This is a genomic window from Pseudomonas sp. B21-010 (genome assembly GCF_024749325.1).
Lineage (GTDB): Bacteria > Pseudomonadota > Gammaproteobacteria > Pseudomonadales > Pseudomonadaceae > Aquipseudomonas > Aquipseudomonas kilonensis.
Genome location: NZ_CP087198.1, coordinates 4,001,090 through 4,026,883 on the forward strand (window position 1 = coordinate 4,001,090; position 25,794 = coordinate 4,026,883).

Consider the following 25,794-nt stretch of genomic DNA (forward strand, 5'->3'; position numbering starts at 1 on the left):
GGGTTGTGGTGGGGGGGGGCAGATCAGCCAAAAAAAGCCCGCAGTGTGAGCGGGCAAAAGGTGTCGCAGGTTGGATCAAGCCTCAGAGCGCGGCGGCGATGGCCTGGCCAACATCCTGGGTCGAGCCTTGCCCACCCAGGTCGGGGGTGATGGGGCCTTCGGCGATGACTTGTTCGATGGCCTTGAGAATCCCATCGTGGGCCGCGCGGTAGCGTTCATCGCCGTTACCCAAGAAGTCGAGCATCAAGGCGCCGGACCAGATCATCGCGATCGGGTTGGCGATGTTCTGCCCATAGATATCGGGCGCTGAGCCATGCACCGGTTCGAACAGCGACGGGTAGCGGCGCTCCGGATCGAGGTTGGCCGACGGTGCGATGCCGATGGTGCCGGCGCAGGCCGGGCCCAGGTCAGAGAGGATGTCGCCGAACAGGTTCGACGCCACCACCACATCAAACCGGTCAGGCTGCAAAACAAAGCGAGCGCACAGGATGTCGATGTGTTGCTTGTCCCACTTCACGTCCGGGTACTGCTCGGCCATCAATGCCGTGCGCTCGTCCCAATACGGCATGCTGATGGAAATGCCGTTGGACTTGGTGGCCGCGGTCAAGCGTTTGCGCGGTCGGGTCTGGGCCAGGTCGAAAGCGAACTTCAGGATCCGGTCGACCCCACGCCGGGTGAACACCGACTCCTGCAGCACGAACTCATGCTCGGTGCCTTCGAACATCTTGCCGCCGATGGAAGAGTATTCCCCCTCGGTGTTCTCGCGGATCACCACGAAGTCGATGTCCCCCGCCTTGCGCCCGGCCAACGGACACGGCACCCCCGGAAACAGCCGCACCGGGCGGATGTTCACGTACTGGTCGAAGTCGCGACGGAACTTGAGCAACGAGCCCCACAGGGAAATATGATCCGGCACCTTGTCCGGCCAACCCACGGCGCCGAAGTAGATCGCGTCGAAGCCCTTGAGTTGTTCGAACCAGTCGGCGGGCATCATCTGCCCGTGCTCCAGGTAGTAATCGCAATGGGCCCAATCGAGCACTTCGATGTCCAGCGACAACTGCCACTTTTTCGCGGCTTGCTCCAGTACTCGCAGCCCTTCAGGCAAGACTTCCTTGCCGATGCCATCGCCGGCAATGGCAGCGATTCGAAATGGTTTGCTCATCAATCGTGGCTCCCGGGTGTCTGTTCAAATGACGGTCGCATCACAGCCCACCGATGTGGAAGGCTTTGACTTCAAGGTATTCGTCCAGGCCGTACTTACTGCCTTCGCGCCCCAGGCCCGACTGCTTGATGCCGCCGAAGGGCGCGACTTCCATGGAGATAAGCCCGGTATTGAGCCCGACCATGCCGAACTCCAGTGCCTCGCCGAAACGCCATGAGCGGCGCAGGTCCTGGGTGAAGTAATAAGCGCCCAGGCCATACGGCGTGGCATTGGCCAGGGCCAGGGCCTGCTCTTCAGTAGTAAAGCGCATCAGCGGCGCCACCGGGCCGAAGGTTTCTTCGTTGGCCAGCAACATCCCGGCGTGGGCCTCGCCCAATACCGTTGGCTGGACAAACTGACTGTCGCCCTCGGGAACACCGCCACACAGCAGGCGCGCGCCCTGGCTCAACGCATCGTCGATGTGCCGGGCGACTTTGTTCACCGCCGCGAGGTTGATCAGCGGGCCGATCATCACGTCAGCCTCCAGCCCATTGCCGACCTTGAGCTTGCCCACCTCTTCCACCAGCCGTGCGGCGAAGCGTTCGTAGATACCGTCCTGCACCAGGATGCGGTTGGCGCAGACGCAGGTCTGGCCGGCGTTGCGAAACTTGCTGAGCATGATGCCGGCGACGGCTTGCTCCAGGTCCGCATCGTCAAACACGATGAACGGCGCGTTGCCGCCCAGCTCCAGGCTCAAGCGCTTGATGTGCTCGGCGCTCTGGCGCATCAGCAGGCGCCCGACCGCCGTCGAACCGGTAAAGGAAATCTTGCGCACCGTCGGGTTACCGGTCAGTTCTTCGCCGATACCGGCAGGCATACCCGTCACGACATTGAACACCCCGGCCGGAATCCCGACCCGCTCGGCCAACACCGCCAGGGCCAAGGCCGACAAGGGGGTTAGGTCCGAGGGTTTGACGATGACCGGGCAGCCGGCCGCCAAGGCCGGTGCGCACTTGCGGGTGATCATCGCATTGGGGAAATTCCAGGGGGTGATCGCGGCACAGACACCCACCGGCTGCTTGAGCGTGAGCAGGCGTCGGTCGCCGCTGGGCGCCGGGATGGTCTCGCCATAGACCCGCCGGGCCTCTTCGGCAAACCATTTGGCGAAACCGGCCCCGTAGCGGATTTCGCCTTTGGCTTCGTTCAACGGTTTGCCCTGTTCACAGGTCATGATCAGCGCGAGGTCGTCGAGGTTGTCCATCATGGCTTGATACCAGCGCTCCAACAGCGCTGCCCTTTCGGCCGCCGGACGCGCGCGCCACGCTGGCCAGGCGCGCTCGGCGGCCTCGATGGCACGCCGGGTTTCCACGCCTTGCATAGCCGGTACCCGGGCGAGCACCTGGCCGGTGGCCGGGTCGATGACGTCAAGGGTGGCGGCGTTGTCGGCGCCGATCCACTGACCGTCGACGTAAGCGAGTTCTGCCAACAGGCTGGGGTCTTTCAATCGATTCTTGAGCATGGTCGCGTCCTGTTCCGAGGTGATTCCAGTCTAAGGAGATGCCACGGGGCAGGATGCTGAAAGCGGGGTTTGGGCAGTGTTGGATGCTGAAGTTTCGAGGTGGGACGGCAGGCTCTACCGAGGCCCCAGGCTAAACACTGAACATGAACATGAACATGAACATGAACATGAACATGAACATGAGCATGAGCATGAGCATGAGCATGAGCATGAGCATGAGCATGAACATGAACATGAACATGAACATTGAACACTGTGGGAGCAAAGCTTGCTCGCGATGGCGGTGGATCAGGCGACATCGATCAAGACCGTGTCATCGTTCATCGCGAGCAAGGTTGAACTGGTCAAGTAAATCCGGACACCAGTTACGGTGTTTATGCTGCTTTTTGCTCCATGGCTATTGGCGATAGGTAGTCGTTGTAGCTGTGGAGCCTGGTGCGGTTGTAGTACATGAAGAAGCGCACCATATCGGTTTGTGCTTCCTCGCTCGTGCTGTAACCGTTGCGAGGGACCCATTCTGACTTCAGGGTGCCGAAAAAACGTTCTGTTGGAGCATTGTCCCAGCACTGCCCGCGATGACTCATGCTTTGCAAAATGCCATTGCGCATCAACTCTTCTTGAAACTTGCGGCTGGTGTACTGACAGCCCTGATCCGAATGAAACATCAATCCAGGTGGGCATGTTCGAAGCTCTATCGCCATGCGTAACGCCTTGCTGACCAGGTTGGCGTCATTGATCAGCGAAAATGCCCAACCAATGACCCGGCGAGCAAACAAGTCGATAACGATGGCCAGATGAACCCAGCGTTTACCCACCATCAAGCTTGTAACGTCGCCACACCAGACCTGATTGACCACGGTCGGCTTGAAATTACGCTTGAGCAGATTGGGTGCGACAAATGCTTCAACTCCTTTGGACCTGAATGGATGAGGCTGGCGTTGTTTACTGACAATGTTGGCTTCCCTCATCAGTGTTCTAACAAGGCTTCTGCCGACCGCTATGTTTTGGGCCTTCAGATGCTTGCTGATCGTTCTGGACCCCATGGCTTCCCGGCTTTCGCTGTGCAGTTCAACCACCTTCCCCTTGAGTTCTTCGCGCTCGATCTTAGGCCGCGAGAGCCGCTGTAGCCACTCGTAAAAGCTGCTGCGCTTCACATCGAAAACGCGACACAGGATGGCGGTCGGGAATGACTCTCTTAGCTCCGCGATCATCGAAAACGATCGGGATCCGACATCAAGAGAGCGGTAGCCTTTTTTAAGATTTCGGCTTCCATTTCCATGCGTTTGATCTTGGCTTTCAGATCCTGAATCTGCCGTTGATCCTCAGTAATGGCCTTGGTGCCTTGAACTGGCTGACCTTTTTGTTCCTTGCGAACCTGGTCCACCCACCGTCGTAACGCGGTAGCACTGATGTCCAGCGACGCGCAGACTTCCTGTACTGAACAGTTGTCATCAATCACCATGCTGGCCGCACGATGTTTGAACTCGCGGGAAAAGACTCTTCTTTCTTTCATGGAACCTCCAAATTGGCGAAATCATATCGCCCTTAAGAGGTGTCCGGAATTATTAGGCCAGTTCAGGTGTGCTCCCACAGGTGTGTTCCCATAGATGTGTTCCCACAGGTGTGCTCCTACAGGTGTGTTCCCATAGGTGTGTTCCCACCTTTTGTTTTGTGCAGGGCTTAGATTTTCAGGGAGCCGAGCAACCCTTCCAGAAACCGCTCCCCCGCGTCCATCTGGCTGATCTCGATGAACTCGTCAGGCTTGTGCGCCTGTTCGATCGAGCCTGGGCCGCAGACCACCACGGGTACATCCAGGCGCTGCTTGAACAGGCCGCCCTCGGTGCCAAAGGAGACCTTGGTGGTGCCGGTGTCCGGGGTGGCAAAGTTTTTCAGGAAGCGCACGGCTTCGACACTCGGATGGGTGTCGAGGCCCGGATAGACGTTGAGGGTTTCGATCTCGATGTCCGCGATGCTGGAGAGTTTTTTCGCCTCGCGCACGATCACCTCGGCGCGCTCGCGCAGTTGCTCCAGGAACAGGTCCAGATCGTCGTCCGGCAAGTTGCGCACTTCGAAATCCAGGGTGCACAGGTTCGGCACGATGTTCAGTGCCTTGCCGCCGACAATCTGCCCGACATGCACGGTGCTGTAGGGCACGTCGTAATCCGCATCCTGGGCACCTTGCTCCTGCAATTGCTGCTGGCTCAGGCGCAACGCCGCGATGAAATCGCAGGCGACGTGAATCGCATTGACCGAGCGCGGCGCCAGCGATGAGTGCGCTTCCAGGCCGCGACAGTAGGTGCGATAGGAACCCTTGCCCTTGTGGCCGAGCACGAACTGCATGTTGGTCGGCTCGCCGATCACGCACAAAAATGGCCGCACCGGCGCCAGGTGCAGCACGTCGAGCAAGCGCCGCACCCCCACGCAACCGATCTCTTCGTCGTGGGAAAGCGCCAGTTGCAATGGCCGGTTCAACGAATGGTCGGCGGCATCGAGCATGGCGTCGATGGCCAGCGCAATGAAACCTTTCATGTCACAACTGCCGCGCCCGTAGACCCGTCCATCGCGCACAGTCGCCTGGAACGCCGGAACGGTCCAGGCCTGCCCCGCCGCCGGCACTACGTCGGTGTGGCCGGATAGCAGGACCCCGGGCAACTCACGCGGGCCGGTGCTGGCGAACAGGTTGGCCTTCTTGCCGCTCTCATCCTTGACGATCAGCGACTCGATGCCCTTGCTCAGCAACAGCTCGCGCACGTACTCGATCAGGGCCAGGTTCGATTCTGAAGAGACCGTTTCAAACGCCAGCAGGCGTTCGAAAATGGCTAGCACGCGGGGTTTCATGAGGCCTTGCTCCGTTGTTCGGCACAAAGGGCGAACCGGCGGATGGAAAACGGCTCGATGAAGGTTCGAGTGCTGCCGGTGCTGATCAGTTCAGCCATGACATCGCCAACGCCCGGACCGAGCTGGAAGCCATGGCCGCTGAAGCCGAACGCATAGTACAAGCCATCGACGTTGCCACTGGGCCCCATCACCGGCAGGGAATCGGGCAGGTAGCCTTCGATGCCGCTCCACACGCGGATGATGTTGAGATTGCCGACGCCCGGCAGCAGCCGACGCATCTGGTCCAGTTGGTTGAGGATGCTGCGCGGCTCGACATAGGCCCGGCGGTTGAGCATGTCCGGCTTGCTGCGATAGCCGCCGCCGATGATGATATTGCCCCGGGGAATCTGGCGGAAATAGATCACTTCTTCAGGAATCTTGGTGTACACGCCGATCACCGTCGGCAAGGCGTACGGCACCGGTTCGGTGACGGCCATCTGCGGGCCGTTGGTCTCCAGCGGCACCGGCTCGCCGAACTGCGCCGAGAGCTTCTGGCCCCAAGCGCCTGCGGTAATCAACAGTTGCGCGGCGCTGAACTGGCGACCATCGGTGGTGCTGATGCTGAACCCGTCACCGACCTTCTGCACCTCGGCCACTTCGCAGCGCTCCTCGATGCGTGCCCCGAGCCGCCGCGCCGCCCGAGCAAATGCCGGGGCTGCCAGACGCGGGTTGGCGTGACCGTCGTGAGGTGCATAGGAGCCGCCCTTGACGTCCTTGCCGAGAAACGGAAATCGCGCGTGCAGCTCGCTGCCGCGATAGATCTTCAAGTCCAGTTGCGCCGCTTCGGGGGCGGCCGCATAAGCCTCGAGTTCGGGAATTTCATCCTCGCGATAACACACGCGCATGTGCCCGCTGGCGATGAACTCCAGGTCGTCGTCGATCAGCTCCGGCAGACGCTTCCATAGCGCCCACGAGCGGTTGGCCAGTTCCAGTTGCCCGAGAAAACGCCCTTGGCGCCGCACGTTGCCGAAGTTGACGCCGCTGGCGTACTGGCCGATCTGGTCACGCTCCAGCAAGATCACCGACTGCCCCCTCTGGCGCAGGAAAAACGCTGCCGCCGAGCCCATCAGGCCGCCGCCGACAATTACCACATCGGCTTTATTTTCCGTCATGGCGTCACCTCCCGAGTGAGCATCGACAGTGGTTTGACCGGCGCCTGACCGCGCTGGCGGCCCACCTCCTGCACCTGGACACCCGCTGCTGCTGCAATCACTTCGGCCCCGGCCTGGGAGCAATAACGTCCCTGGCAGCGGCCCATGCCGACCCGGCTGAACGCCTTGGCCCGATTGACTTCACAGGCACCCTTTTCGCTGACCGTGCGGCGTAGTTCGCCGGCGCTGATCATCTCGCAGCGGCAGACGATGGCCTCGTCCGGCAAGGCCTTGGCTTGCGCCGCTGGCCAGGGAAACGCCTGGGCCAGGCCGAGGCGAAACGCGTCCATCACCTTGAGCGCCTGGCGCTGTTCGGCGACGAGCGCGGCGTCTACCGGCTGCTGCAGATCGCTCAACAACGCCAAGGCGACCAGGCGCCCGGCATGCTCGGCGGCATCGGCGCCACGGATCTTCGAACCATCACCAGCGGCGTAGACACCGCTGACCGAGGTCCGTCCCTCTTCGTCCGTGTCCAGCAGCCATTGGCTGGAGGCCTCGTCAAAGCGCAGGCGGCAGCCCGCCAGGTCGGCCAGTTGGGTTTCCGGGCGCAAGTGATAACCCAGCGCCACCGCATCGCACGCCACCGTCAAGGTTTCCCCGCTCGCGGTACGAACCAGCACGCCACTGACACCGGCGCTCGCTTCTCCCAGAATCTGCAGCGGCGAAATACCCAGGTGCACGGCAATCTTCGCCCGATACAACTGCGCCAACAGCTTCATGCCGGTGAACAGCAAGCCCGGGCGCGCCATGAGTTTGGGCAAGGCCTTGATGCGCTGGCCCAGCGGCGATGTGTCCAGCACCGCCGCGACATTGGCGCCGGCCTTGAGGTATTGGCTGGCGACCAGATACAGCAACGGCCCGCTGCCCATGAACACCACCCGGTGGCCGATGGAAACCGCCTGGGCCTTCAACGCGATCTGCGCGCCGCCGAGGCTGTAGGTACCGCCCAACTGCCAGCCCTCGATGGGCATCAGGCGGTCGGTGGCGCCGGTGCAGAGGATCAGCGCGTCGTAATCCACCGTCGTATGCTGGCCCTGGCTGACGCAGCACAACTGCCCGGGTGTCAGGTTCCACACCAGGGTGTCCGGACGGTAGTCGATCTGCGGGCGCAAGCGGTCGAAGCTTTCGTGCAGGTCACGGGCCTTGTCCGCTTCGGTGCCGTACAGCGTGGCGTAGGTGCGGGTGAACCCTTCGGGCTGACGCCGGTAGATCTGCCCGCCATCGCGACGGTTTTCGTCGATCAGGGTCGGCTTGAAGCCCGCTGCGACCAGGGCCTGCGCGCAACGGATACCCGCCGGTCCAGCGCCTACAATGACTATCCGCGCAGCGGCCATATCGCCTCCGGTTGTTGAGTAATGATGTCCAGCCCTTCGCGTACTTCATTGGAGCAGGCTCGCAGGCGTTCGCCGCTGCGGGTCCAGACCCAGCAATCCTGGCAGGCGCCCATCAGGCAGAAACCGGCTCGGCTGCCCGGATCGAATTCCGACTGGCGCAACGCCGGGCCGTGGGTCAGCAATGCGACCATCAACGTGTCGCCCTGCAACGCCTCGACCGGGACGCCATCCACTTTCAATTTGACGACGAGTCGGCCCTGTTCGGCCAACCTCACGAAACGCGCGTTCATGCGTAAGCTCCCACGATCATGCTGTTTGAATCCTGTTGGCGCTTGAGCAGCTCGGCACTGTCGTGATGACAGAGCACCTCGCTGCCGCCGTCGATGATCCGCCGGGGCGGCGCGGTGTGGTTGCACAGGCCGTCGACCCGCACCGGGCAGCGATTGAGGAAGGTGCACAGCTCCGGCACCTCGGCGCGCGCGCCCAACGCCGGCAGCGTGCCGCACGTCGTGGTGCCACAACTTTCCAGCCAGCCCTGGCGCAACTCCGGCACCGAGTGGATCAACAGGTCGGTGTAGGGATGGAACGGCGCCTGGGCGAACGATTGCCGGCTGCCCTCTTGAACCTTGTGGCCGCTGTACATCACCACGATATCGTCGCACAGCGCCCGCACCGTGGAGATGTCGTGGCTGATGAACAGGTAGGACACCCCCAGTTGCTGGCGCAGGTCGCGCAGCAGTTCAAGGATCGCCGCGCCGACCACCGTGTCCAGCGCCGAGGTCACTTCATCGCACAGGATCAGGTCCGGCTTGGCCGCCAGTGCCCGGGCCAGGTTGACCCGCTGTTTCTGTCCGCCGGAGAGTTCGCTCGGGCGGCGCTCGGCCATGTCCCGTGGCAGACGCACCAGGTCGAGCAATTCGCCGATACGCTCACGCAGCGCCGCGCCCTTGAGGCCGAAATACATCTTCAACGGCCGGCTCAGGATGGTGCTGATGCTGTGCATCGGGTTGAGCGCGGTGTCGGCATTCTGGAACACCATCTGGATGCGTCGGAACTGTTCGTCCGTGCGTTCGGACAGGCTGCCACCCAGTGGCTGGCCGTCAAATGTCAGCCCGCCCAGGGCCGGGGTCAACAGCCCGGCCACCACCCGCGCCAAGGTCGATTTGCCCGAGCCTGACTCACCGATCACCCCGATGGCCTGGCCCCTGCGCACGGTCAGGTCGATGTCTTCGAGCACCCGGATCGCCGGCATGCCGTGCTGGTTCTTGTTGCCGTAGCCGGCGGTCAGGCCCTTGATGGTCAACAGCGGCGTGTCTTCGGCTACGCCGCACGGCGGGCGAATCGTCGTGTCTGGCCGTGCCGCCGCCAGCAGGCTGCGGGTGTAGGCGTGAGCCGGGCCCTTGAGCAGCGGCGCGGTGGCGCTCTGTTCGAAGATCTGCCCGCCGTTGAGCACCACGATCTGGTCGGCCATCTGCGCCACGACAGCCAGGTCGTGGGAGACGTAGACCGCCGTCGCGCCACGTTCACGCACCACCCGCTTGAAGGCGCGCAGCACGTCGATCTGGGTCGTCACATCGAGGGCCGTGGTCGGCTCATCGAGCACCACCAGCAGCGGATCGCTGATCAGCGCCATGGCCGCCATCACCCGCTGCAATTGCCCGCCAGACACTTGATGGGGATAGCGTTGACCGATGCCTTCGGGGTTGGGCAGCGCCAGGTCGCGGAACAGTTCGATGGCCTTGGCTTCGAGCACGGCCCGGCTGCCCAGGCCATGGATCAACGCCCCTTCCACCACTTGGTCGATGAGTTTCTTGGCCGGGTTGAACGCCGCCGCGGCGCTTTGGGCAATGTACGACACCCGATTGCCGCGCAGGCCTTGCAGCTCGCGCTCACTCAAGGCGAGCATGTCGTGCTCGCCAATCTGCACCACGCCGCCAGCCAGGCGACAACCGCGTCGGGCATAACCGAGCAGTGCCAGGGCGATGGTGGTCTTGCCCGAACCGGACTCGCCGATCAGCGCCAGCACTTCACCTTTCTCCAGGGAGAAACTCACACCCTTGACGATCTCCACCTCGCTGCGCTCGCCACAGGCGACCACGCGCAGGTTCTCGACTCGGATCAATTGGCTCATATCAATGGCCTCCCGTACGTCGGTTGCGCCGCGAAGACAAGCGGTCGATAAACAGATTGACGCCAATGGTCAGGGTGCCGATGGCCAGGGCTGGAATCACGATGGCCGGCGCGCCTTGGTTGAGGCCGCCAATGTTTTCCCGCACCAGCGAGCCCAGGTCGGCATCCGGCGGCTGCACACCCAGGCCGAGGAAGCTCATGCCGCTGAGCAGCAGGACGATGAAACCGAAACGCAGGCCCAGGTCGGTCAGCACCGGGTTGAGCATGTTCGGCAGGATTTCCACACAGGCGATGTACAGCCGGCGTTCGCCACGGGTGCGGGCCACTTGCACGTATTCCAGGGCCTCGATGTTCACCGCCATGCTGCGGGCGATACGAAACGCCCCCGGGGTGAAACTGAGCACCGCCGTGCAGATCAGCAGGGTCACCGACGAGCCGAACGCCGAGACCATGATCAGCGCGAGCATCTTGCTCGGGATTGAAATGAAGGCGTCCATCAGGCGGCTGATCAGCTCGTCCAGCCACTTCGGCGAAACCACCGACAGCAGCGCGCAACCGGTGCCCAGCCCACTGGCCAGTACTGCCGCCACCAACGCCAGGCCCACCGTGAAGCGCGCGCCCACGAGAATGCGGCTGAGCATGTCGCGACCCAAGTAATCGGTGCCCAACGGATACGTGGCGCTGAGGTTGTCGAAGACGTTGTCGGAGACCACTTCCCCCACCGGGTGCGGCGCCAGCCATGGCCCGAAGATCGCCACCAGCAACCAGATCACGCACATCGCGGCGCCGATCAGGCCGAGCCAGGGGGTTTTGCGCGACACCTTGCCCAAGGCCAGTTCGGGCGCCGCAGGCGGGGATTTCACAATGAGATTGTTCATTGGTTTCTCAGCCTCGGATTGGACAGGATCGCGCACAGGTCAGCCACCAGCACCAACACCAGGTACGCCGTACAAAACAGCATGGTGCAGGCCTGGACCAACGCCATGTCGCGGTTGGTCACGGCATCGACCATCAGGCTGGCGATGCCGGGATAGTTGAAGATCGTCTCGACGATCACCACCCCACCCAACAGGTAGGACAGGCTCAGGGCGATGGCATTGGCAATCGGCCCGATGGCATTGGGCAAGGCATGGCGCAGCACCACCCGCACCGGGCTCACGCCCTTGAGACGGGCCATTTCCACGTAGGGGCTGTCGAGTTGATCGATCACCGCCGCCCGGGTCATGCGCGCCATCTGCGCAACGATGACGCAGCACAGGGTCATCACCGGCAAGGCATAGGTGCGCATGAATTGCAGCGGCGAAGTGATCTCGCTGGAATAGGACAGCGCCGAAAGCCAGCCCAGGTTCACCGCGAAAATCAGCACGGCAAGGGTGGCGACCAGGAACTCCGGCACCGCCACCATCGTCAGGGTGAAGAAGCTCAGGAAGCCATCGATGCGGCCCCCTCGCCCCATCGCCGAGCCAATGCCCAGGATCAACGCCACCGGCACCGACACCAGCGCCGTGGCCGCCGCCAGCATCAGCGTGTTGGGGACCCGGCCAGCCATCAACTCGCTGACCGGCGTAGCGTTGGAGATCGACACGCCCATGTCACCGCTGAGCAGGCTCATCAACCAGTGCAGGTAGCGCAACACACCCGGTTGGTCCAGGCCCATCTTCACCCGCAGCGCCGCCACTTGCTCAGGCGTGGCGAACTGTCCAAGGGACTGTTGCGCCGCGTCTCCCGGCAACACCGCCGTAATGGCGAACACCACCATCGATACGATCAACAGGGTCACGACCGCAGCGCCCAGGCGCCGGCCGATCAACCAAAGTGTGTTGCTATTCATCGCCCTACCCCTTGTGCCATGTCACGCCGCCAGACAACACGCATCAAGCCTCAAGCCAGATTTGCTCAGCGAACATATAGCCCATGAAACCGCCCAGCGGGTTGGTGCCATAACCTTTGACGCGTTGGTCGACGCCATCGATGTTGCTGATGAACACCGGGATGCCGATGCCGCTGTGGTCATGCACCAGGGTCTGCATGTCGGCATACATCTGCCCGCGCTTGGCCTCATCGGTTTCACCGCGAGCCTGGATCAGCAACTGGTCGAACTGCGGGTTTTTCCAGCCGGATTCGTTCCACGGCGCCGTGGACTGGAAGAACTGCGAGAACAACATGTCCGCGTTAGGCCGCGGGTTGATGTTGCCGAAGCTCAGCGGGTGCTTGGCCCAGTGGTTGGACCAGTAGCCGTCGCTCGGCAGCCGATTGACGTTGAGCTTGAGCCCGGCCTCCTTGGCCGATTGCTGCAGCAGCACGGCAACGTCGACCGAACCGGTGGCGGCTGGCGAGCACATCACCGGCATGCTGATGCTTTCCATGCCGGCCTTTTTCAGCAGGAAACGAGCCTTCTCCGGATCGTAGGTCCGTTGCGGCAGGTCGGCGTTGTAGAAACGGGAGCCGGGTGCAATCGGGTGGTCGTTACCGACCCTGGCAAACCCACGGAAGATCGCCGACTTGACCTGTTCGCGGTCCAGTAGCAGTTTCATCGCCTCGGTGAACTCCGGGCTCTGGCCGGGCATCTGGTCCTGGCGAATGATCAGGTCGGTGTAGTTGCCCGACGGCGAGTCCACCACGCGATGGGTGGTGCTGTCCTTGATGCGCGTGGTCGAGCGCGGGTTGACCTCGTTGATGATCTGCACGTCGCCCGACAGCAACGCGTTGACCCGTGACGGCTCGTCACCGATGCCGATGAATTCGATTTCGTCCAGGTACGGCAGGCCAGGCTTCCAGTAGTTGGTATTGCGCGCACCGATGGAGCGCACCCCAGGCTTGAACTCCTTGACCTTGAACGGACCGGTGCCGATGCCCTGGTTGAAGTCGCTGGTGCCCTCGGGGACGATCAACAGGTGGGACACGGCAAGGATCGACGGCAGCTCGGCATTCGGGCCGCTCAGGCGGATCTGCACTTCATGGGTGCCGGTGGCCTTGACCTCGGCAAACTGCTCGGCCAGCGGCAGGACCTTGGAACCGGTAATCGGGTCTTTGTGACGCATCAGGGAAAACACCACGTCGGCGGCGGTGAGGCCCTTGCCGTTGTGGAAGGTCACTTCCTTGCGCAGGGTAATCACCCAGAGCGTGGCGTCGGTGGTGTCCATGCGTTCGGCCAGTTCCAGTTGCGGCACCATGTGGCTGTCGAAACGCGTCAGGCCGTTGTAGAACATGTAGTGACGCACGTAGTCCGTGGAAGATGAGCCTTTGGCCGGGTCCAGGGTATCGGCGGTGGAACTGGAGATACCGGCGACCCGGATACGCCCGCCCGGCTTGCCTTTGCCGGGGGTTGCCGACTCATCGGCAAGCAGCTTGCCGGCGGCGCCGAACAGGCTGCCGGCACCCGCCGCGGCCACCCCGGCCAGCCCGAGCATCTGCAATGCATGGCGGCGCGACATGCCGCGGTTGAGCCCTTCGAAAACACGCAGACTTTCTGTACCGGTGATCAACTGGTCTTTGATGCCGTTTTTAGTGTCACTCATGTCAGTTCTACCTTTCGGAAAATGATAGGGCTCGATTACGTGCGTTAACGCAACGTGGTTGAAACGCCAAACAACGCGGTGAAACTCAGTGCAGGTAGTCCTGCAAGCGGTAATACGCGCCGACCAGCGGCAAAAACCAAGGCTTGCCGAAGTGCCCGGGAATGGCCGGCCAGTCCAGTTCGCGCCAAGGGTTGGCCTCGACCTTGCCGGCCATGACCTCGGCCATCACCTGCCCCATGTGCACCGACATCTGCACGCCGTGGCCGCTGTAGCCCATGGAGTGATAAACCCCGCCATGCTGGCCGGCCCGGGGCAGGCGATCGGAGGTCATGTCCACCAGGCCGCCCCAGCAATAGTCGATCCGAGTGTTCGCCAATTGCGGGAACATCTGCACCATCGCCGCTTGCAGCACCTTGCCGCTCTTGGCGTCGGACACGCTGTCGGACATGGCGAACCGCGCACGGCCGCCAAACAGCAGGCGGTTGTCCGGGGTCAGGCGAAAGTAGTTACCGATCATGCGGCTGGTGACATAGGAGCGCCGGGCCGGCAGCAAGCTGTCGATCAGTGCCTGGGGCAGGACCTCGGTGGCGATCACGAAACTGCCCACCGGCACGATCCGCCGCCGATACCAGCCCAGGCCACCCTGCTGACAGGTACCGGTCGCCAGCAGGATCTGCGAGGCTTGCAGCGCCCCTTTGCTGGTGTTGACTCGATAACCGCCGGCACTGGCCTTCCAGTCCTGCACCACCACGCCCTGGAAGATCAACGCACCGTGACGGGCGGCCGCCTCGGCCAGGCCGACGCCGAAACGCCCGACATGCATCTGCACGCCATTGCGCTGCAGCAGGCCACCGTGAAACTGCGCCGAATTGACTTCCTCCCGCGTCTCCTGGGCCGAGAGCAGCTCGACCTCGGCATCGACTTCCTTGCGGATCAATTCACAGGTGCGCGCCAACCCTTCGTAGTGCATCGGCTTGGCAGCCAGCTTGAGCTTGCCGTTGCGCTTGAGGTCGCAAGCAATCTGCTCTTGCTCCACCAGCGTCACGACGCTCCGCACGGCGCTTTCATAGGCTTGGTAATACGCCCGAGCCTTGTCGGCACCGAGGCTGGCGGTGAGTGCCGCGTAATCCTGGGCCACGCCGGTACTGCAATGCCCGCCGTTGCGCCCTGACGCCTCGCCAATCACCCTGCCCGCTTCCAGCACCGCCACGCTGGCCCCCTTCAAGGCCAGGGCCCGCGCCGCCGCCAGACCGGTGAAGCCGCCACCGACGATGGCGACATCGACCTGCCCGGGCAATCCGCCGAGCTGAGCACCGGTGAACGCCGGTGCGGTGTCGAGCCAATAGGACTCACTGCCCATGTCTAACCCCTTTCGCCTTCAAGCGTGCGTCGAGACTCAGAGCCCGACCAGCGCGGGCAACCCGCCGATGTCCGGGATCTGGTGATAGCCAAAGGCAGCGTTGGCCGGGTGTTCATGACCGCGGGCGACGAAGGCTTTGTGCTTGATCTTCATGTCGTGGGCCGACATCAGGTCGTAGCGGAAGCTCGACGACACATGCAGGACGTCTTCCGGTCCGCAGCCAAGGTTATCGAGCATGAATTCGAAGGCGGCCAGGCGCGGCTTGTAGGCCTGGGCCTGCTGGGCCGTGAAGACTTTATGGAAAGGTGCGCCGAGCTTGTCGACGTTGGACATGATCTGCTCGTCCATCGCGTTGGAAAAAATCACCAGGGGGATCTTGTCGGCGATTTTCGACAGGCCCGCCGGTACATCGGCGTGGGGGCCCCAGGTTGGCACGGCGTCGTAATAGAGCTGGCCTTCGCCACGATATTCGACGCCCCAACGCTTGCAGACCCGCATCAGGGAGGTCTTGATGATTTCATCATAGGGCCGCCAGTCCCCCATCACCTGGTCCAGGCGATAAGCGGAGAAATCCTTGACGAACTGGTCCATCTGCCCGGCATCGACACGGTCGGCGAACAGCTCGCGGGTCATGGTGCCCATCTGGAAATTGGTCAACGTGCCGTAGCAGTCGAAGGTGATGTACTTGGGTCGAAGAAAGCTCATGAGTGCGGTCCTGGATTGTTGTTGAAGGCTCGACGAGGCGAACGATGGCGCCTTTCGTGAGGCATCGGTGCAACGCTGCATCACGTTTTCATTACAACACCATGAGACCGTGGATAAATCGTTAAAAATACCGGCCGCTTGGTACAAACCACCGTTTTGCGGGGCTCGCTCAGCAGACTTTGCGGGATGCTCCAGGCGCGGGCGTCGCGCCGTGTTTCTTTGGGTTTGCGGGCAGTTATGGTGCGCCAAACGGCTCTGCAAAGCGTTGTTTTCGGCAGAATCTACGCTTGGCGCAGCAGCTCAGCATCCGTGGTGAATGGGCTGGCGTCATCGCGAGCAGGCTCGCTCCCACAGGGGGGTGGTGGTGGACACAGGTTCAAGGACCGCCGCAGATCCATTGTGGGAGCGAGCTTGCTCGCGAAAGCGGTGGGTCTGCTTGCAGGTGTGGTGAATGGGCTCGCGATGGCGGTGGGTCGGTAGGTGCAGTGGCCTATTCAGACCTTCAGTTCGGCCTCCAGGAAACCCACCAACGCCTGCACCCGCGCGCTGCGCAGTTTGCGCGAGGGCACCAGGAGGTTGATTGGGGCGCTGTCGAATTGCCAATCGGCGAGCACCCGTACCAGGCGGCCGTCGGCGATGGCTTTGCTGACGTCCCATTGCGAGCGCAGCACCAGCCCCAGGCCCTGTTCAGCCCAGCGTCGGGCCACGCTGCCATCGTTGCTCAACAACGCAGGCTTGATCCGCAGGGTCTTGCGCCCGTGCGCATTGCGCAGGTGCCACAGGGTGACATCTTCATCGTTTTCACGAATACAGATGCAGCGATGCTCGGCGAGTTGCTCCGGCGCCAGCGGTGTGCCGTTCTGCTCCAGGTAAGCGGGACTCGCGCACAGCCATCGGTCATTTTGCGTGAGGGGCCGGGCGACCCACTGGCTGTCGCTCAGGTGACCGATGTGTATCACCGCATCGCTGTCATGACGGTCAGGCCAGGGTGTTTCCCGGAGATCCAGATGCAGGCACAGCTGCGGATGCAACCTGGCAAAACGGGCCAGCAGCGGCGCGAGGCGTTGGCGTCCATAGCCGAACGGTGCCGCCAGCCTGAGGGTGCCGACCAGTTGATCGTCTTGCTGCCTGAACGATTCGGGAAGCGCTTCCAGCTGTTCCAGCAACAGCGCACTCTGGCGCGAGAAACGCTCGCCGTCGGCGGTCAGGCTCAGCCGCCGGGCGTCGCGATTGGCCAAGGTCAGGCCCAGGAGCGTCTCCAGTTTGCGTAGGCGCATGGACAGCGCCGGTGGCGAGACATTGAGGGCCCTGGCAGCGGCGCTCAACGATTCGCAGCGTGCCAGCGTCACGGCCATGCGCAGGTCTTCGAGGCTGATCATTCAGTTCAACTTAATGATTGATGACAGCGCATTGAACCACGGCTTTACGATGACTGAGTAGAGTCGAGCCTGTCTTTCACCCGCGAGCCTCGTTCATGCCAGTCTCAATTGCTTCCCTCGATACCCCGGTCGCGCTCATCGATGTACCGCGGATGCAGCGCAATATCCAACGCATGCAACACCGCATGGACGCCTTGGGGGTGCGTTTGCGCCCGCACATCAAGACCAGCAAATGCCTGCCGGTGGTTCAGGCGCAGCTTGCAGCAGGCGCCAGCGCCATCACCGTGTCGACCCTTAAGGAAGCCGAGCATTGCTTCGCCGCCGGCATCCACGACATCTTTTATGCCGTGTCCATGGCGCCCGGCAAACTGGCCCAGGCCCTGACGCTGCGGCGCAAGGGCTGTCGCTTGAGCATCTTGACCGACAGCCTGGCGGCGACGCAGGCCATCGTCGATTTCGGCAGGCAGCACGACGAACGCTTCGAAGTCTGGATCGAAATCGATTGCGATGGCCATCGTTCCGGCGTGCGCGTTGAAGACGATGCACTTGTCGACATCGCCCGGCGACTCAGCGAAGGCGACATGCAGCTTTGCGGCGTCATGACCCACGCCGGGTCCAGCTACGAGCTCGACACACCCCAAGCGCTGCAAGCCTTGGCCGAACAAGAACGCCATCTCTGCGTCAGCGCCGCCCAACGCATCCGTGCAGCCGGGCTGGCCTGCCCCGAGGTCAGCATCGGCTCCACACCCACGGCACTTTCGGCACAAAGCCTGGAAGGCGTCACTGAAGTGCGCGCCGGCGTCTATGTGTTCTTCGACCTGGTGATGCACAACATCGGTGTTTGCCAGGCGGACGAGCTGGCCCTGAGCGTGCTGACCACCGTGATCGGCCATCAGCCGGACAAAGGCTGGATCATCACCGATGCCGGCTGGATGGCCATGAGTCGTGATCGGGGTACGCAGCGCCAGCAGCGGGATTTCGGCTATGGGCAAGTGTGCAGCGAAGCCGGCGACTGGATCGAGGGCGCCCTGCTCTCCAGCGCCAACCAGGAACACGGCATCGTCACCCTTTCCAGCCCCGGGGACATCGATATCACCGAGCGGTTTCCCATCGGCAGTCGCCTGCGCATCCTGCCCAACCACGCCTGCGCCACCGGTGCGCAATTCCCTGATTACCGCGCCTGCGATGCCTCGGGCGCGGTGCACACCTGGAGTCGTCTGCATGGCTGGTGAAATCGAGTTGATTCACACAACCCAGGCGGCCGCTGCGGGTGGACATTACGCCCAGGCGGTCTTGCACCAGGGCGTCTTGTACGTGTCCGGGCAACTGCCGGTACGCGCCGATGGCAGCCACAGCGTCGACCAACCGTTCGAAGTGCAAGCCGCCATCGTCCTGGACAACCTGATGGCGATTCTCGGCGCGGCGGGCCGCAGCCCCAGCGACCTGTTGAAAGTGACGGTCTATGTCGCCGGCATCGAACACTGGCCGGCTTTCGACCGGATCTACGCCCGCTATCTCGGCGAACACCGGCCTGCGCGCGCGGTGGTGCCCGTCCCGGCCTTGCACCATGGGTACCTGATCGAAATCGAAGCGCTGGCCCGTGCGCGCCCCTTCCCAACGGTATAGATAAACCTGTGGCGAGGGAGCTTGCTCCCGCTTGAGTGCGAAGCGCTCAGCGCTTTTTTGGGGCCGCTGCGCGACCCAGCGGGAGCAAGCTCCCTCGCCACAGGGGGGGTTGGGCCAGGTCTTGTATTGCAATTGAACCGCTGTCGAGGATTTTCGAGGGAATATCATGAAGCCAGAAAAAAGCGACGTCTTGATTATCGGCGGCGGCATCATGGGGTCGGCGTCGGCGTTTTTCCTGCGCCAGCGTGGGCACTCGGTGACCCTGCTGGAACGCGACCTGATCGGCCAATACGCCAGTGGCGTGAATTTCGGCAACGTGCGGCGCCAAGGGCGATTCCTCGGCCAACTGGAGTTGTCGAATCGCTCGTACGGGTTGTGGAAACGGCTCCCCGAGTTGATCGGCGATGACCTGGAGTTCATCCCCAGCGGCCATATGCGCGTCTGTTATCGCGAGGACGAAATCGCCGAGCTTGAAGCCTACGCCGCCGCCCCCGAAGCCCGCGAATTGGACTTGCAAATCATCACCGGCAAGGCGTTGCACGCACGTTTCCCGTTCCTCGGCGCGCAGGTCAAGGGCGGCTCGTACGCCCCTCACGACGGCCACGCCAACCCACGCCTGGCCGCCCCGGCATTTGCCCGCGCGGCGACACGGGCCGGGGCCAGCATCCGCGAGCGAACAGAGGTCGCCGCGGTACAAAAGGTGAATGACCAATTCCACGTGACCACCACCGACGGCCAGCTATTCATTGCAGAGCAACTGCTGATCACGGCGGGGGCGTGGGGGGCGAAGCTGTCCGAACAATTCGACGAAGCGGTACCGTTGGAAGCCAATGGCCCACAGATGTCGGTCACCGAACCTGTGCCCTACGCCTTGCCGACCGTGATCGGCGTGTTCACCAAGATAAAGGAAGAGGTGATTTATTTCCGGCAGATCCCCCGAGGCAACCTCATCATCGGCGGCGGCAACCGCTGCAAACCGGACATGATCAACCGTCGCGCCTACTTCAAGCCCGAGAGCCTGCTCAACCAGATGCAGCAGATGAGCCGCCTGCTGCCCGGGGTGGCGAACCTCAACATCATCCGGGTGTGGAGCGGCATCGAAAGCTATACGCCAGACTCGCTGCCGATCATGGGCCCAAGCGGCAAGGTCAAGGGCTTGTTCTATGCCTTTGGGTTCTGCGGGCATGGCTTCCAGCTCGGCCCCGGCGTCGGCGACGTCATGGCCGAGCTGATCAGCACCGGCAGCACTGGCACCCTGATCAGCCCTTTTGATATTCGCAGGTTTACCGAACCGACCGCCCTGACAATGCCTCAGATGAGCACGCCTGGCACTGGCAGACTCATTTGATACAAGCGACTGGGCGTCCTTTTTGCCCTGGACGGATGCTGCCACTTTTTTCGCGAAGTTAACCCGGCAGATACAGCAGATTCTTCTTTGCCAGGCTTGAGAACGGCATATCCCATCCGGGCCGCTTTGTTAGTTTATCGAGAAGATAACGGCTTCAGGATCTGTCGCCGGCAGTGCTATCACCGCTCTATGGGAGCCCGTTGGATGACCACCCCTTTTTTGAACACCCCGCCTACGTCCCAGCAGTTCTATATCAACGGTGACTGGCAGTCTCCGGCATACCCGGCCACGCTGCCCGTGGTCAATCCCGCCACCGAGCAAGTCATTGCCGAGGTCGCCCGAGGGTCCGGCGAAGACGTTGACCGCGCCGTCGCCGCGGCTCGCGCAGCATTTCCCGACTGGTCGGCGACCCCGGTGGAAGCACGCGTGGCGATCCTGGGAAAGATCCATGCGCTGATCCTTGAACGCAAAGAAGAACTGGCCCAGGCGCTCTCGCTGGAGATGGGCGCGGCCATCGGCTTCGCACGGGCCATGCAAGTGCCGCTCGCCGCCGAACACGTTCGGGTGGCCCGCGATGTGCTGTCCACTTACACCTTCCAGAAGATTGAGCATGGCACGGCCATTCAACGCGAACCCATTGGCGTCTGCGGCCTCATTACGCCGTGGAACTGGCCGCTGTATCAAATCACCGCCAAAGTCGCCCCGGCGATTGCCGCCGGTTGCACGGTGGTGTTGAAACCCAGCGAACTGTCGCCCCTGAGCGCTCTTCTCTTCGCACAATTGGTGCATGACGCAGGCCTGCCTGCCGGCGTCTTCAACCTGGTGAACGGCAGCGGCGCCGAGGTCGGCGCGGCCATGGCGGCGCATCCCGACATCGACCTGATCTCCATCACCGGCTCGAACCGCGCTGGCGCACTGGTGGCCCAGGCGGCCGCCCCTACGGTCAAGCGCGTTACCCAAGAGTTGGGCGGCAAGTCCCCGAACGTGCTGTTGCCCGACGCCGACTTCGCCAAGGCCGTACCGCCGGGCGTGATGTCTGCATTTCGCAACGTCGGCCAATCGTGCAGCGCACCGACCCGAATGATCGTGCCAAGGAACCGCCTGGCGGAAGTCGAGGCGTTGGCTGCCGCCACCGCCAACGCGATCATCGTCGGTGTTCCACAATCGGAAGAAACGATCCTCGGCCCCATCGCCAACGAGGCCCAGTTCAATCGCGTGCAAGCCATGATCGAAGTGGGCATGAATGAAGGTGCCAAGCTTGTGTGCGGTGGCCCAGGGCGCCCGGAGGGTTTTGAACAAGGCTTCTACACCCGCCCCACGGTTTTCTCGCAGGTCGACAGCGCCATGCGCATCGCCCAGGAAGAAATTTTCGGCCCGGTGCTGTGCATCATTGCCTATGACACGGTGGATGAAGCCGTCGCCATCGCCAACGACACCGTCTATGGGCTGGGCGCGCATGTCCAGGGCCGGGATCTTGAGCTTGCGCGCGCCGTTGCGTCGCGTATTCGCGCAGGGCAAGTGCTGTTGAACTACCCGGCGTGGAACCCGATGGCACCGTTCGGTGGGTACAAGCGTTCGGGCAATGGCCGTGAGTATGGGGTTCACGGGTTTGAGGAGTATCTGGAGATCAAGGCGATTGTGGGGTTTGAGTGATTCCAAAAACCGCTGTCATCAAATGACACGAAACCCACCAGGGTCATCCTTGGATTGCCGCGTCACTGCCCGGAGAATGGCCGGACCTCACATGGCAGGAAACATCAATGCGGCAAATCAGCATCAATGACAAACCCCTCAGGGGCCTCCATCGCCGCCTTCGTTCCATAGAGCGCTGGGCATCAAGTTTTCAAGACAACTTTTACCCAAGGCCTGGTGACAGGAAATATGCAAACTGGAAGATTCCTGTTCATGAGGCCTTGGTCGAAGGCCCTCAGGCCCGGATTGAAGTCCAGGCCTTCTGTATCCAACAATTGCTTGAAGCGGCAACCCATCTATCCAATGCAGCTGATCGCTCACAGGGCTACTACCGGGTCGCGTGCCTGCTGACGTGGCCATGGGTACATCAGAGTGAGGTCACCCTCTTCTATGATCAGGACTATTACCTACGGTTTCTCGGCGAAACCAATGCACTCAAACCGCAACTGCTCAGCCAGACACTCGCGTTACACACCCCGGCGCACTTCATAGAGCACGGGCATGATGTGACTCAGGCGGACGACGAAATCGCAGTTCAATGGTGGTGCATAGGCGAACCGGCCTGAAGTCGCTCGTAATCGCAGGCTGGCCTCAGTCCTCGAACCGCCCCGTACCCTTGCGATCATGCTCGTAGTGTCGGGTGAGCGGAAACGCCGGCAGCCAGGCCTCACGGCGCACGGTCCAGCTTTCGTAGGTGGGCATCAGTTGATCGGGGGCGTCCAGCGTGCCGAGGTGCACTTCTATTTCGTCACCCGAGCGGGCGAACAGCGACGAGCCGCAGCGGGGACAGAAAAAGCGTCCGGCGTAGTCCCGTGTTTCACCTTCGATCGTCACGGCATCCTGGGGAAACACGGCGGCAGCGTAGAAGAGCGCGCCGTGATGCTTGCGACAGTCGAGGCAGTGGCAGAGGCCTACGCGATACGGACGGCCTGAGGCTTGGATACGAACGTTGCCGCACAGGCATCCGCCGGTGAATCGGTCCATGGTGGGACTCCTCTGTCGTTGACCGATCGAGATACAACCTTCGACCGCTTCTACCTGTTTCTGGTTTAACTCATTCAACCCACCATCGGCACCGCAATCAGCAATATCGCCGTCCCATGGGTAGCGGTCGATGCCACGACGCCGTAGCGCATACAAATGAGCCCGCAGGCCAGGCCCTCTATCAGCGTAAACAGCAACACGGGCCAACCGAGTTGGGTAACGCTCAAGGCGAGAAAAGCATGCAACGCAGAAAACGCCACGGCACTGATCAGCGCTGCTCGCAGGGCGCTGACATGCAGTTCGAGGTAACCCTGCAAGAAGCCACGAAACAGCACTTCTTCCAGCGCGTTAGCGCCATAGGCCAGCACCGCCATGCCGAGTAGCCAGGGCCAATAACCTGGAATCACCGTTTCAGCCCCTTGATAAAGCCGCAACGGCAAACCGATCAGGCAGCCCACGGCGATGCCCAGGACCAGGCCAACCAGTCGATTGCCTTTGAATAGCACCACCAGTTGCCACAAGTCTGGCAACAGGCGCGCGCTCAACGCGACCAACAGCAGCGACGAAACACCCAACATCGCCAGCACGAACGGGTTGGCCAGAAAACCAATCTGCAGATCGCCGTTCAGGGACCACATGTGCAAGGGCGTCATGGCGTCGCGCATCAACACGAATGCCAATAGCACAGTCACAATACGCAACGCTGTCTGGGTCTTGGGCGTCAACGCGAACCAGAGGCCGAAGAGCGCCAGGCCCGGCAGCAGATACAGGGTGTAGTCCAGCAGTACAACGAGTCCTTCGGCAATCATCGCACTCTTCCCTTGGCGTCAACCGGCGCATGTTGCGCCATCAGTTCCACGACCCAATCGATGAACACCCGCAACTTGGCGCTGATGTGCCGGTTCGGGGGATAGGCCACATACAGCGGCATCGGCTCGAGGTGCCAGTCTTCGAACAGCGGCACCAACCCGCCCTGCGCTTCATGAGGCCTGGACATGTACTTGGGCAGCCAGAGCACGCCCAGCCCAGCCAAACCGGCCGCGAGGTAGGCGTTGCCGTCGTCGATGGCCAGCGCGTAGCGCCCTTTGACGTGAAGCAGCTCACCGTCACGGCGCATGGCGTAGGGCAAGGATTTGCCGGTGCGGGCCCACAGGAAACCCACGGTGCGGTGGTGCGAGCCTTCCAATTCTCGCGGATGCGCGGGCAGGCCAAATCGTGCCAGGTAACTCGGCGCGGCGAAAACGCCGAGGGCGAGATCGCCAACGCGTCGGGCGACCAGCGACTGATCCCTCAACTCACCGCCCCGCACCACGCAATCGACGTTTTCATCGAGCATGTCGACGATGCGATCACTGACGCCCATGTCGATCTGGATGTCCGGGTATCGCGCGTAGAACGTTGGCAAGGCCGGTATCAGGATCATCGAAGCCAGCGGGCTCGGCACGTCCACCCGCAGTCGCCCGCGAGGTAACGCCTGGGCGCCGGACACGCTGGTCTCGGCATCGTCCATGTCGGCCAGCAGCCGGATCACTCGTTCGTAATAGACGGCGCCGTCGGCGGTGACGTTGACCTTGCGCGTGGTGCGGTTGAGCAACTTGACCCGCAACCGTGCCTCGAGCTGCTGCACCAATTGGGTCACGGTGGTCTTGCTCATGTGCAGGGTTTCAGCCGCCTTGGTGAAGCTGCCCGCCTCCACGACTCGAACGAACGCTTGCATCGCATCAAAACGATCCATCTGTGCCTCGGCTGTCGATCCGATTGTTTGGATTCTACAAACAGTGATCGCCAAGGTTGCTCGTTTATCGCCAGGACACAAGCCCCTAGAGTGAGTTCATCGTTTGGAACCCACTCTTTGATGGAGGTACTCATGACACAGCGCGACGTGGTTTTCCCGCCTGGACGCCAGGCACTCTATGAGCGCAATCGCTATTCGCCGGCGATTCGGTCCAATGGTTTTCTGTTCGTCTCGGGACAGGTTGGTAGCACCGAAAACGGTTCGCCAGAGCCCGACCTGGAAGCTCAGGTTCGGCTGGCGTTCAACAACCTGAAGGCGATTCTTGCTGCCGCCGATTGCAGTTTTGATGATGTGGTGGACGTCACGGTCTTCATGGTCGACCCCGAATCGATCTTCGAACGGGTCTGGAGCGTCGTGCCCGAGTTCTGGGGCAACGCACCGCATCCGACGCTGACGGCGGTGGGCGTGACATGGCTGTATGGGTTTCAGTTCGAGATCAAGGTGATTGCCAAGTTGCCTGAAACCACCCTATAGGTCAGCTTGCATCAATGTGGCTGTGCCGCCGCCATCGCGAGCAGGCTCGCTCCCACAGGGGGACCTGTGCTGGTCGGGAATTCGAAGTCACCACAAATCAAATGTGGGAGCGAGCTTGCTCGCGATGGCGCCGGATCAGCTTGCATCAATGTGGCTGTGCCGCCGTCATCGCGAGCAAGCTCGCTCCCACAGGGGAATGATGGTGGTGATTCGCCGGCTAGCCTTTTACCGCGGCCTCAATCGCGGCAATGTCGATCTTGGTCATCGTCATCATGGCCTCGAAGGCACGCTTGGCGGCGGCTTTGTCGGCACTGGCGACCGCTTCAAGCAACACGCGAGGGCTGATCTGCCACGACAACCCCCACTTGTCCTTGCACCAGCCGCAGACGCTCGCCTCGCCGCCGTTGTCGATGATCGCGTTCCACAAACGGTCTGTTTCGGCCTGGTCTTCAGTTGCGATCTGAAATGAAAAAGCCTCGCTGTGCTTGAACGCCGACCCGCCGTTGAGGCCGACGCAAGGGATGCCGATCACCGTGAATTCCACGGTGATCACGTCGCCCTGCTTGCCCGACGGATAATCGCCCGGGGCATGATGGATAGCGCTCACCGCACTGTCGGGAAAGGTTTTTGCGTAGAACTCCGCCGCTTCCTGGGCGGTGCCGTCGTACCAGAGACAAATCCTGTTTTTATTATTCATTCCGGTTCTCCGAAAGGGACTGGACGATAAAGTCTAGCAGCCCCTCCGAAAGTTACAGATGACC

General features: G+C 62.1%; 25 protein-coding genes. 6 read left to right on the plus strand and 19 right to left on the minus strand.

What is annotated here, in order from left to right; genetic code table 11:
- Nucleotides 1-82 precede the first annotated feature (82 nt).
- The 15 genes from LOY50_RS17515 to LOY50_RS17585 form a co-directional block, all read right to left on the minus strand.
- A complete protein-coding gene (locus LOY50_RS17515; protein WP_253476096.1) occupies nucleotides 83-1,162 on the minus strand; it encodes a tartrate dehydrogenase in 1,080 nt (359 codons plus the stop codon).
- Nucleotides 1,163-1,202: 40 nt separating this feature from the next.
- Nucleotides 1,203-2,660, minus strand: a complete 1,458-nt coding sequence (locus LOY50_RS17520) for an NAD-dependent succinate-semialdehyde dehydrogenase (protein ID WP_053177699.1) — start codon at nucleotides 2,658-2,660, stop codon at nucleotides 1,203-1,205.
- A gap of 374 nt (nucleotides 2,661-3,034) precedes the next feature.
- Nucleotides 3,035-3,871 (minus strand): IS3 family transposase, encoded by an 837-nt coding sequence (locus tag LOY50_RS17525; protein WP_258688422.1) that lies wholly within the window; start codon nucleotides 3,869-3,871, stop codon nucleotides 3,035-3,037.
- On the minus strand, nucleotides 3,868-4,173 hold the full coding sequence (locus LOY50_RS17530; RefSeq protein ID WP_038858942.1) for a transposase: 306 nt from the start codon (nucleotides 4,171-4,173) through the stop codon (nucleotides 3,868-3,870). The genes LOY50_RS17525 and LOY50_RS17530 overlap by 4 nt, the downstream gene beginning before the upstream one ends.
- A 167-nt stretch (nucleotides 4,174-4,340) precedes the next feature.
- Nucleotides 4,341-5,498, minus strand: a complete 1,158-nt coding sequence (argE, locus tag LOY50_RS17535) for an acetylornithine deacetylase (protein ID WP_258688705.1) — start codon at nucleotides 5,496-5,498, stop codon at nucleotides 4,341-4,343.
- Nucleotides 5,495-6,649, minus strand: a complete 1,155-nt coding sequence (locus LOY50_RS17540; protein ID WP_258688707.1) for an FAD-binding oxidoreductase — start codon at nucleotides 6,647-6,649, stop codon at nucleotides 5,495-5,497. The genes argE and LOY50_RS17540 overlap by 4 nt, the downstream gene beginning before the upstream one ends.
- Complete coding sequence (locus tag LOY50_RS17545) at nucleotides 6,646-8,022, minus strand: NAD(P)/FAD-dependent oxidoreductase (RefSeq protein ID WP_258688709.1); 1,377 nt, start codon at nucleotides 8,020-8,022, stop codon at nucleotides 6,646-6,648. The genes LOY50_RS17540 and LOY50_RS17545 overlap by 4 nt, the downstream gene beginning before the upstream one ends.
- The gene (locus tag LOY50_RS17550) at nucleotides 8,004-8,312 is read right to left on the minus strand and encodes a (2Fe-2S)-binding protein (protein WP_258688710.1); all 309 of its coding nucleotides are present in this window, start codon (nucleotides 8,310-8,312) and stop codon (nucleotides 8,004-8,006) included. The genes LOY50_RS17545 and LOY50_RS17550 overlap by 19 nt, the downstream gene beginning before the upstream one ends.
- On the minus strand, nucleotides 8,309-10,153 hold the full coding sequence (locus tag LOY50_RS17555; protein ID WP_214511900.1) for an ABC transporter ATP-binding protein: 1,845 nt from the start codon (nucleotides 10,151-10,153) through the stop codon (nucleotides 8,309-8,311). Before LOY50_RS17555 ends, LOY50_RS17550 begins: the two co-directional genes overlap by 4 nt.
- Before the next feature lies 1 nt (nucleotide 10,154).
- Entirely contained in the window at nucleotides 10,155-11,030 is an 876-nt protein-coding gene (locus LOY50_RS17560; protein ID WP_014337748.1) for an ABC transporter permease, read from the minus strand.
- Entirely contained in the window at nucleotides 11,027-11,983 is a 957-nt protein-coding gene (locus tag LOY50_RS17565) for an ABC transporter permease (RefSeq protein WP_003203201.1), read from the minus strand. Before LOY50_RS17565 ends, LOY50_RS17560 begins: the two co-directional genes overlap by 4 nt.
- Before the next feature lie 43 nt (nucleotides 11,984-12,026).
- Nucleotides 12,027-13,670, minus strand: coding sequence for an ABC transporter substrate-binding protein (locus LOY50_RS17570; RefSeq protein ID WP_258688713.1), 1,644 nt, complete (start codon nucleotides 13,668-13,670; stop codon nucleotides 12,027-12,029).
- 85 nt (nucleotides 13,671-13,755) lie between these two features.
- On the minus strand, nucleotides 13,756-15,030 hold the full coding sequence (locus LOY50_RS17575) for an FAD-binding oxidoreductase (protein WP_258688715.1): 1,275 nt from the start codon (nucleotides 15,028-15,030) through the stop codon (nucleotides 13,756-13,758).
- A gap of 36 nt (nucleotides 15,031-15,066) precedes the next feature.
- A complete protein-coding gene (locus tag LOY50_RS17580) occupies nucleotides 15,067-15,735 on the minus strand; it encodes a haloacid dehalogenase type II (protein ID WP_003203206.1) in 669 nt (222 codons plus the stop codon).
- Between the two features lie 494 nt (nucleotides 15,736-16,229).
- Nucleotides 16,230-17,114, minus strand: coding sequence for a LysR family transcriptional regulator (locus tag LOY50_RS17585; RefSeq protein WP_258688717.1), 885 nt, complete (start codon nucleotides 17,112-17,114; stop codon nucleotides 16,230-16,232).
- 95 nt (nucleotides 17,115-17,209) lie between these two features.
- On the opposite strand from LOY50_RS17585, the gene LOY50_RS17590 reads away from it, so the two are divergent.
- The 5 genes from LOY50_RS17590 (at nucleotide 17,210) to LOY50_RS17610 (ending at nucleotide 22,346) form a co-directional block, all read left to right on the plus strand.
- A complete protein-coding gene (locus LOY50_RS17590) occupies nucleotides 17,210-18,346 on the plus strand; it encodes a DSD1 family PLP-dependent enzyme (protein WP_253476125.1) in 1,137 nt (378 codons plus the stop codon).
- A complete protein-coding gene (locus LOY50_RS17595) occupies nucleotides 18,336-18,740 on the plus strand; it encodes a RidA family protein (RefSeq protein WP_258688720.1) in 405 nt (134 codons plus the stop codon). The genes LOY50_RS17590 and LOY50_RS17595 overlap by 11 nt, the downstream gene beginning before the upstream one ends.
- Nucleotides 18,741-18,906: 166 nt before the next feature.
- On the plus strand, nucleotides 18,907-20,088 hold the full coding sequence (locus tag LOY50_RS17600) for an FAD-binding oxidoreductase (RefSeq protein ID WP_258688721.1): 1,182 nt from the start codon (nucleotides 18,907-18,909) through the stop codon (nucleotides 20,086-20,088).
- A 204-nt stretch (nucleotides 20,089-20,292) separates the two neighbouring features.
- The gene (locus LOY50_RS17605) at nucleotides 20,293-21,741 is read left to right on the plus strand and encodes an aldehyde dehydrogenase family protein (RefSeq protein WP_258688723.1); all 1,449 of its coding nucleotides are present in this window, start codon (nucleotides 20,293-20,295) and stop codon (nucleotides 21,739-21,741) included.
- Between the two features lie 107 nt (nucleotides 21,742-21,848).
- A complete protein-coding gene (locus LOY50_RS17610; protein WP_214511892.1) occupies nucleotides 21,849-22,346 on the plus strand; it encodes a DUF3916 domain-containing protein in 498 nt (165 codons plus the stop codon).
- Nucleotides 22,347-22,371: 25 nt separating this feature from the next.
- Here LOY50_RS17610 and LOY50_RS17615 read toward each other — a convergent pair whose 3' ends face one another.
- From LOY50_RS17615 to LOY50_RS17625, 3 genes are all read right to left on the minus strand, one after another.
- Nucleotides 22,372-22,764, minus strand: coding sequence for a GFA family protein (locus LOY50_RS17615; protein ID WP_258688727.1), 393 nt, complete (start codon nucleotides 22,762-22,764; stop codon nucleotides 22,372-22,374).
- 74 nt (nucleotides 22,765-22,838) lie between these two features.
- Nucleotides 22,839-23,573 (minus strand): CPBP family intramembrane glutamic endopeptidase, encoded by a 735-nt coding sequence (locus tag LOY50_RS17620; RefSeq protein WP_258688728.1) that lies wholly within the window; start codon nucleotides 23,571-23,573, stop codon nucleotides 22,839-22,841.
- Complete coding sequence (locus LOY50_RS17625; RefSeq protein WP_258688730.1) at nucleotides 23,570-24,499, minus strand: LysR family transcriptional regulator; 930 nt, start codon at nucleotides 24,497-24,499, stop codon at nucleotides 23,570-23,572. The genes LOY50_RS17620 and LOY50_RS17625 overlap by 4 nt, the downstream gene beginning before the upstream one ends.
- 132 nt (nucleotides 24,500-24,631) lie before the next feature.
- Here LOY50_RS17625 and LOY50_RS17630 point away from each other — a divergent pair, with 132 nt between their 5' ends.
- The gene (locus LOY50_RS17630) at nucleotides 24,632-25,033 is read left to right on the plus strand and encodes a RidA family protein (protein ID WP_253476139.1); all 402 of its coding nucleotides are present in this window, start codon (nucleotides 24,632-24,634) and stop codon (nucleotides 25,031-25,033) included.
- 217 nt (nucleotides 25,034-25,250) lie between these two features.
- On the opposite strand, the gene LOY50_RS17635 is transcribed toward LOY50_RS17630, so the two are convergent.
- The gene (locus LOY50_RS17635) at nucleotides 25,251-25,730 is read right to left on the minus strand and encodes a VOC family protein (RefSeq protein WP_258688733.1); all 480 of its coding nucleotides are present in this window, start codon (nucleotides 25,728-25,730) and stop codon (nucleotides 25,251-25,253) included.
- Nucleotides 25,731-25,794: the final 64 nt, after the last annotated feature.

Excerpts from the sequence above, each read along its gene's own strand:
- LOY50_RS17515 (WP_253476096.1), bottom strand. The coding sequence starts at position 1,162 with ATGAGCAAACCATTTCGAATCGCTGCCATTGCCGGCGATGGCATCGGC.
- LOY50_RS17520 (WP_053177699.1), bottom strand. The coding sequence starts at position 2,660 with ATGCTCAAGAATCGATTGAAAGACCCCAGCCTGTTGGCAGAACTCGCT.
- LOY50_RS17525 (WP_258688422.1), bottom strand. The coding sequence starts at position 3,871 with ATGATCGCGGAGCTAAGAGAGTCATTCCCGACCGCCATCCTGTGTCGC.
- LOY50_RS17530 (WP_038858942.1), bottom strand. The coding sequence starts at position 4,173 with ATGAAAGAAAGAAGAGTCTTTTCCCGCGAGTTCAAACATCGTGCGGCC.
- argE (WP_258688705.1), bottom strand. The coding sequence starts at position 5,498 with ATGAAACCCCGCGTGCTAGCCATTTTCGAACGCCTGCTGGCGTTTGAA.
- LOY50_RS17540 (WP_258688707.1), bottom strand. The coding sequence starts at position 6,649 with ATGACGGAAAATAAAGCCGATGTGGTAATTGTCGGCGGCGGCCTGATG.
- LOY50_RS17545 (WP_258688709.1), bottom strand. The coding sequence starts at position 8,022 with ATGGCCGCTGCGCGGATAGTCATTGTAGGCGCTGGACCGGCGGGTATC.
- LOY50_RS17550 (WP_258688710.1), bottom strand. The coding sequence starts at position 8,312 with ATGAACGCGCGTTTCGTGAGGTTGGCCGAACAGGGCCGACTCGTCGTC.
- LOY50_RS17555 (WP_214511900.1), bottom strand. The coding sequence starts at position 10,153 with ATGAGCCAATTGATCCGAGTCGAGAACCTGCGCGTGGTCGCCTGTGGC.
- LOY50_RS17560 (WP_014337748.1), bottom strand. The coding sequence starts at position 11,030 with ATGAACAATCTCATTGTGAAATCCCCGCCTGCGGCGCCCGAACTGGCC.
- LOY50_RS17565 (WP_003203201.1), bottom strand. The coding sequence starts at position 11,983 with ATGAATAGCAACACACTTTGGTTGATCGGCCGGCGCCTGGGCGCTGCG.
- LOY50_RS17570 (WP_258688713.1), bottom strand. The coding sequence starts at position 13,670 with ATGAGTGACACTAAAAACGGCATCAAAGACCAGTTGATCACCGGTACA.
- LOY50_RS17575 (WP_258688715.1), bottom strand. The coding sequence starts at position 15,030 with ATGGGCAGTGAGTCCTATTGGCTCGACACCGCACCGGCGTTCACCGGT.
- LOY50_RS17580 (WP_003203206.1), bottom strand. The coding sequence starts at position 15,735 with ATGAGCTTTCTTCGACCCAAGTACATCACCTTCGACTGCTACGGCACG.
- LOY50_RS17585 (WP_258688717.1), bottom strand. The coding sequence starts at position 17,114 with ATGATCAGCCTCGAAGACCTGCGCATGGCCGTGACGCTGGCACGCTGC.
- LOY50_RS17590 (WP_253476125.1), top strand. The coding sequence starts at position 17,210 with ATGCCAGTCTCAATTGCTTCCCTCGATACCCCGGTCGCGCTCATCGAT.
- LOY50_RS17595 (WP_258688720.1), top strand. The coding sequence starts at position 18,336 with ATGGCTGGTGAAATCGAGTTGATTCACACAACCCAGGCGGCCGCTGCG.
- LOY50_RS17600 (WP_258688721.1), top strand. The coding sequence starts at position 18,907 with ATGAAGCCAGAAAAAAGCGACGTCTTGATTATCGGCGGCGGCATCATG.
- LOY50_RS17605 (WP_258688723.1), top strand. The coding sequence starts at position 20,293 with ATGACCACCCCTTTTTTGAACACCCCGCCTACGTCCCAGCAGTTCTAT.
- LOY50_RS17610 (WP_214511892.1), top strand. The coding sequence starts at position 21,849 with ATGCGGCAAATCAGCATCAATGACAAACCCCTCAGGGGCCTCCATCGC.
- LOY50_RS17615 (WP_258688727.1), bottom strand. The coding sequence starts at position 22,764 with ATGGACCGATTCACCGGCGGATGCCTGTGCGGCAACGTTCGTATCCAA.
- LOY50_RS17620 (WP_258688728.1), bottom strand. The coding sequence starts at position 23,573 with ATGATTGCCGAAGGACTCGTTGTACTGCTGGACTACACCCTGTATCTG.
- LOY50_RS17625 (WP_258688730.1), bottom strand. The coding sequence starts at position 24,499 with ATGGATCGTTTTGATGCGATGCAAGCGTTCGTTCGAGTCGTGGAGGCG.
- LOY50_RS17630 (WP_253476139.1), top strand. The coding sequence starts at position 24,632 with ATGACACAGCGCGACGTGGTTTTCCCGCCTGGACGCCAGGCACTCTAT.
- LOY50_RS17635 (WP_258688733.1), bottom strand. The coding sequence starts at position 25,730 with ATGAATAATAAAAACAGGATTTGTCTCTGGTACGACGGCACCGCCCAG.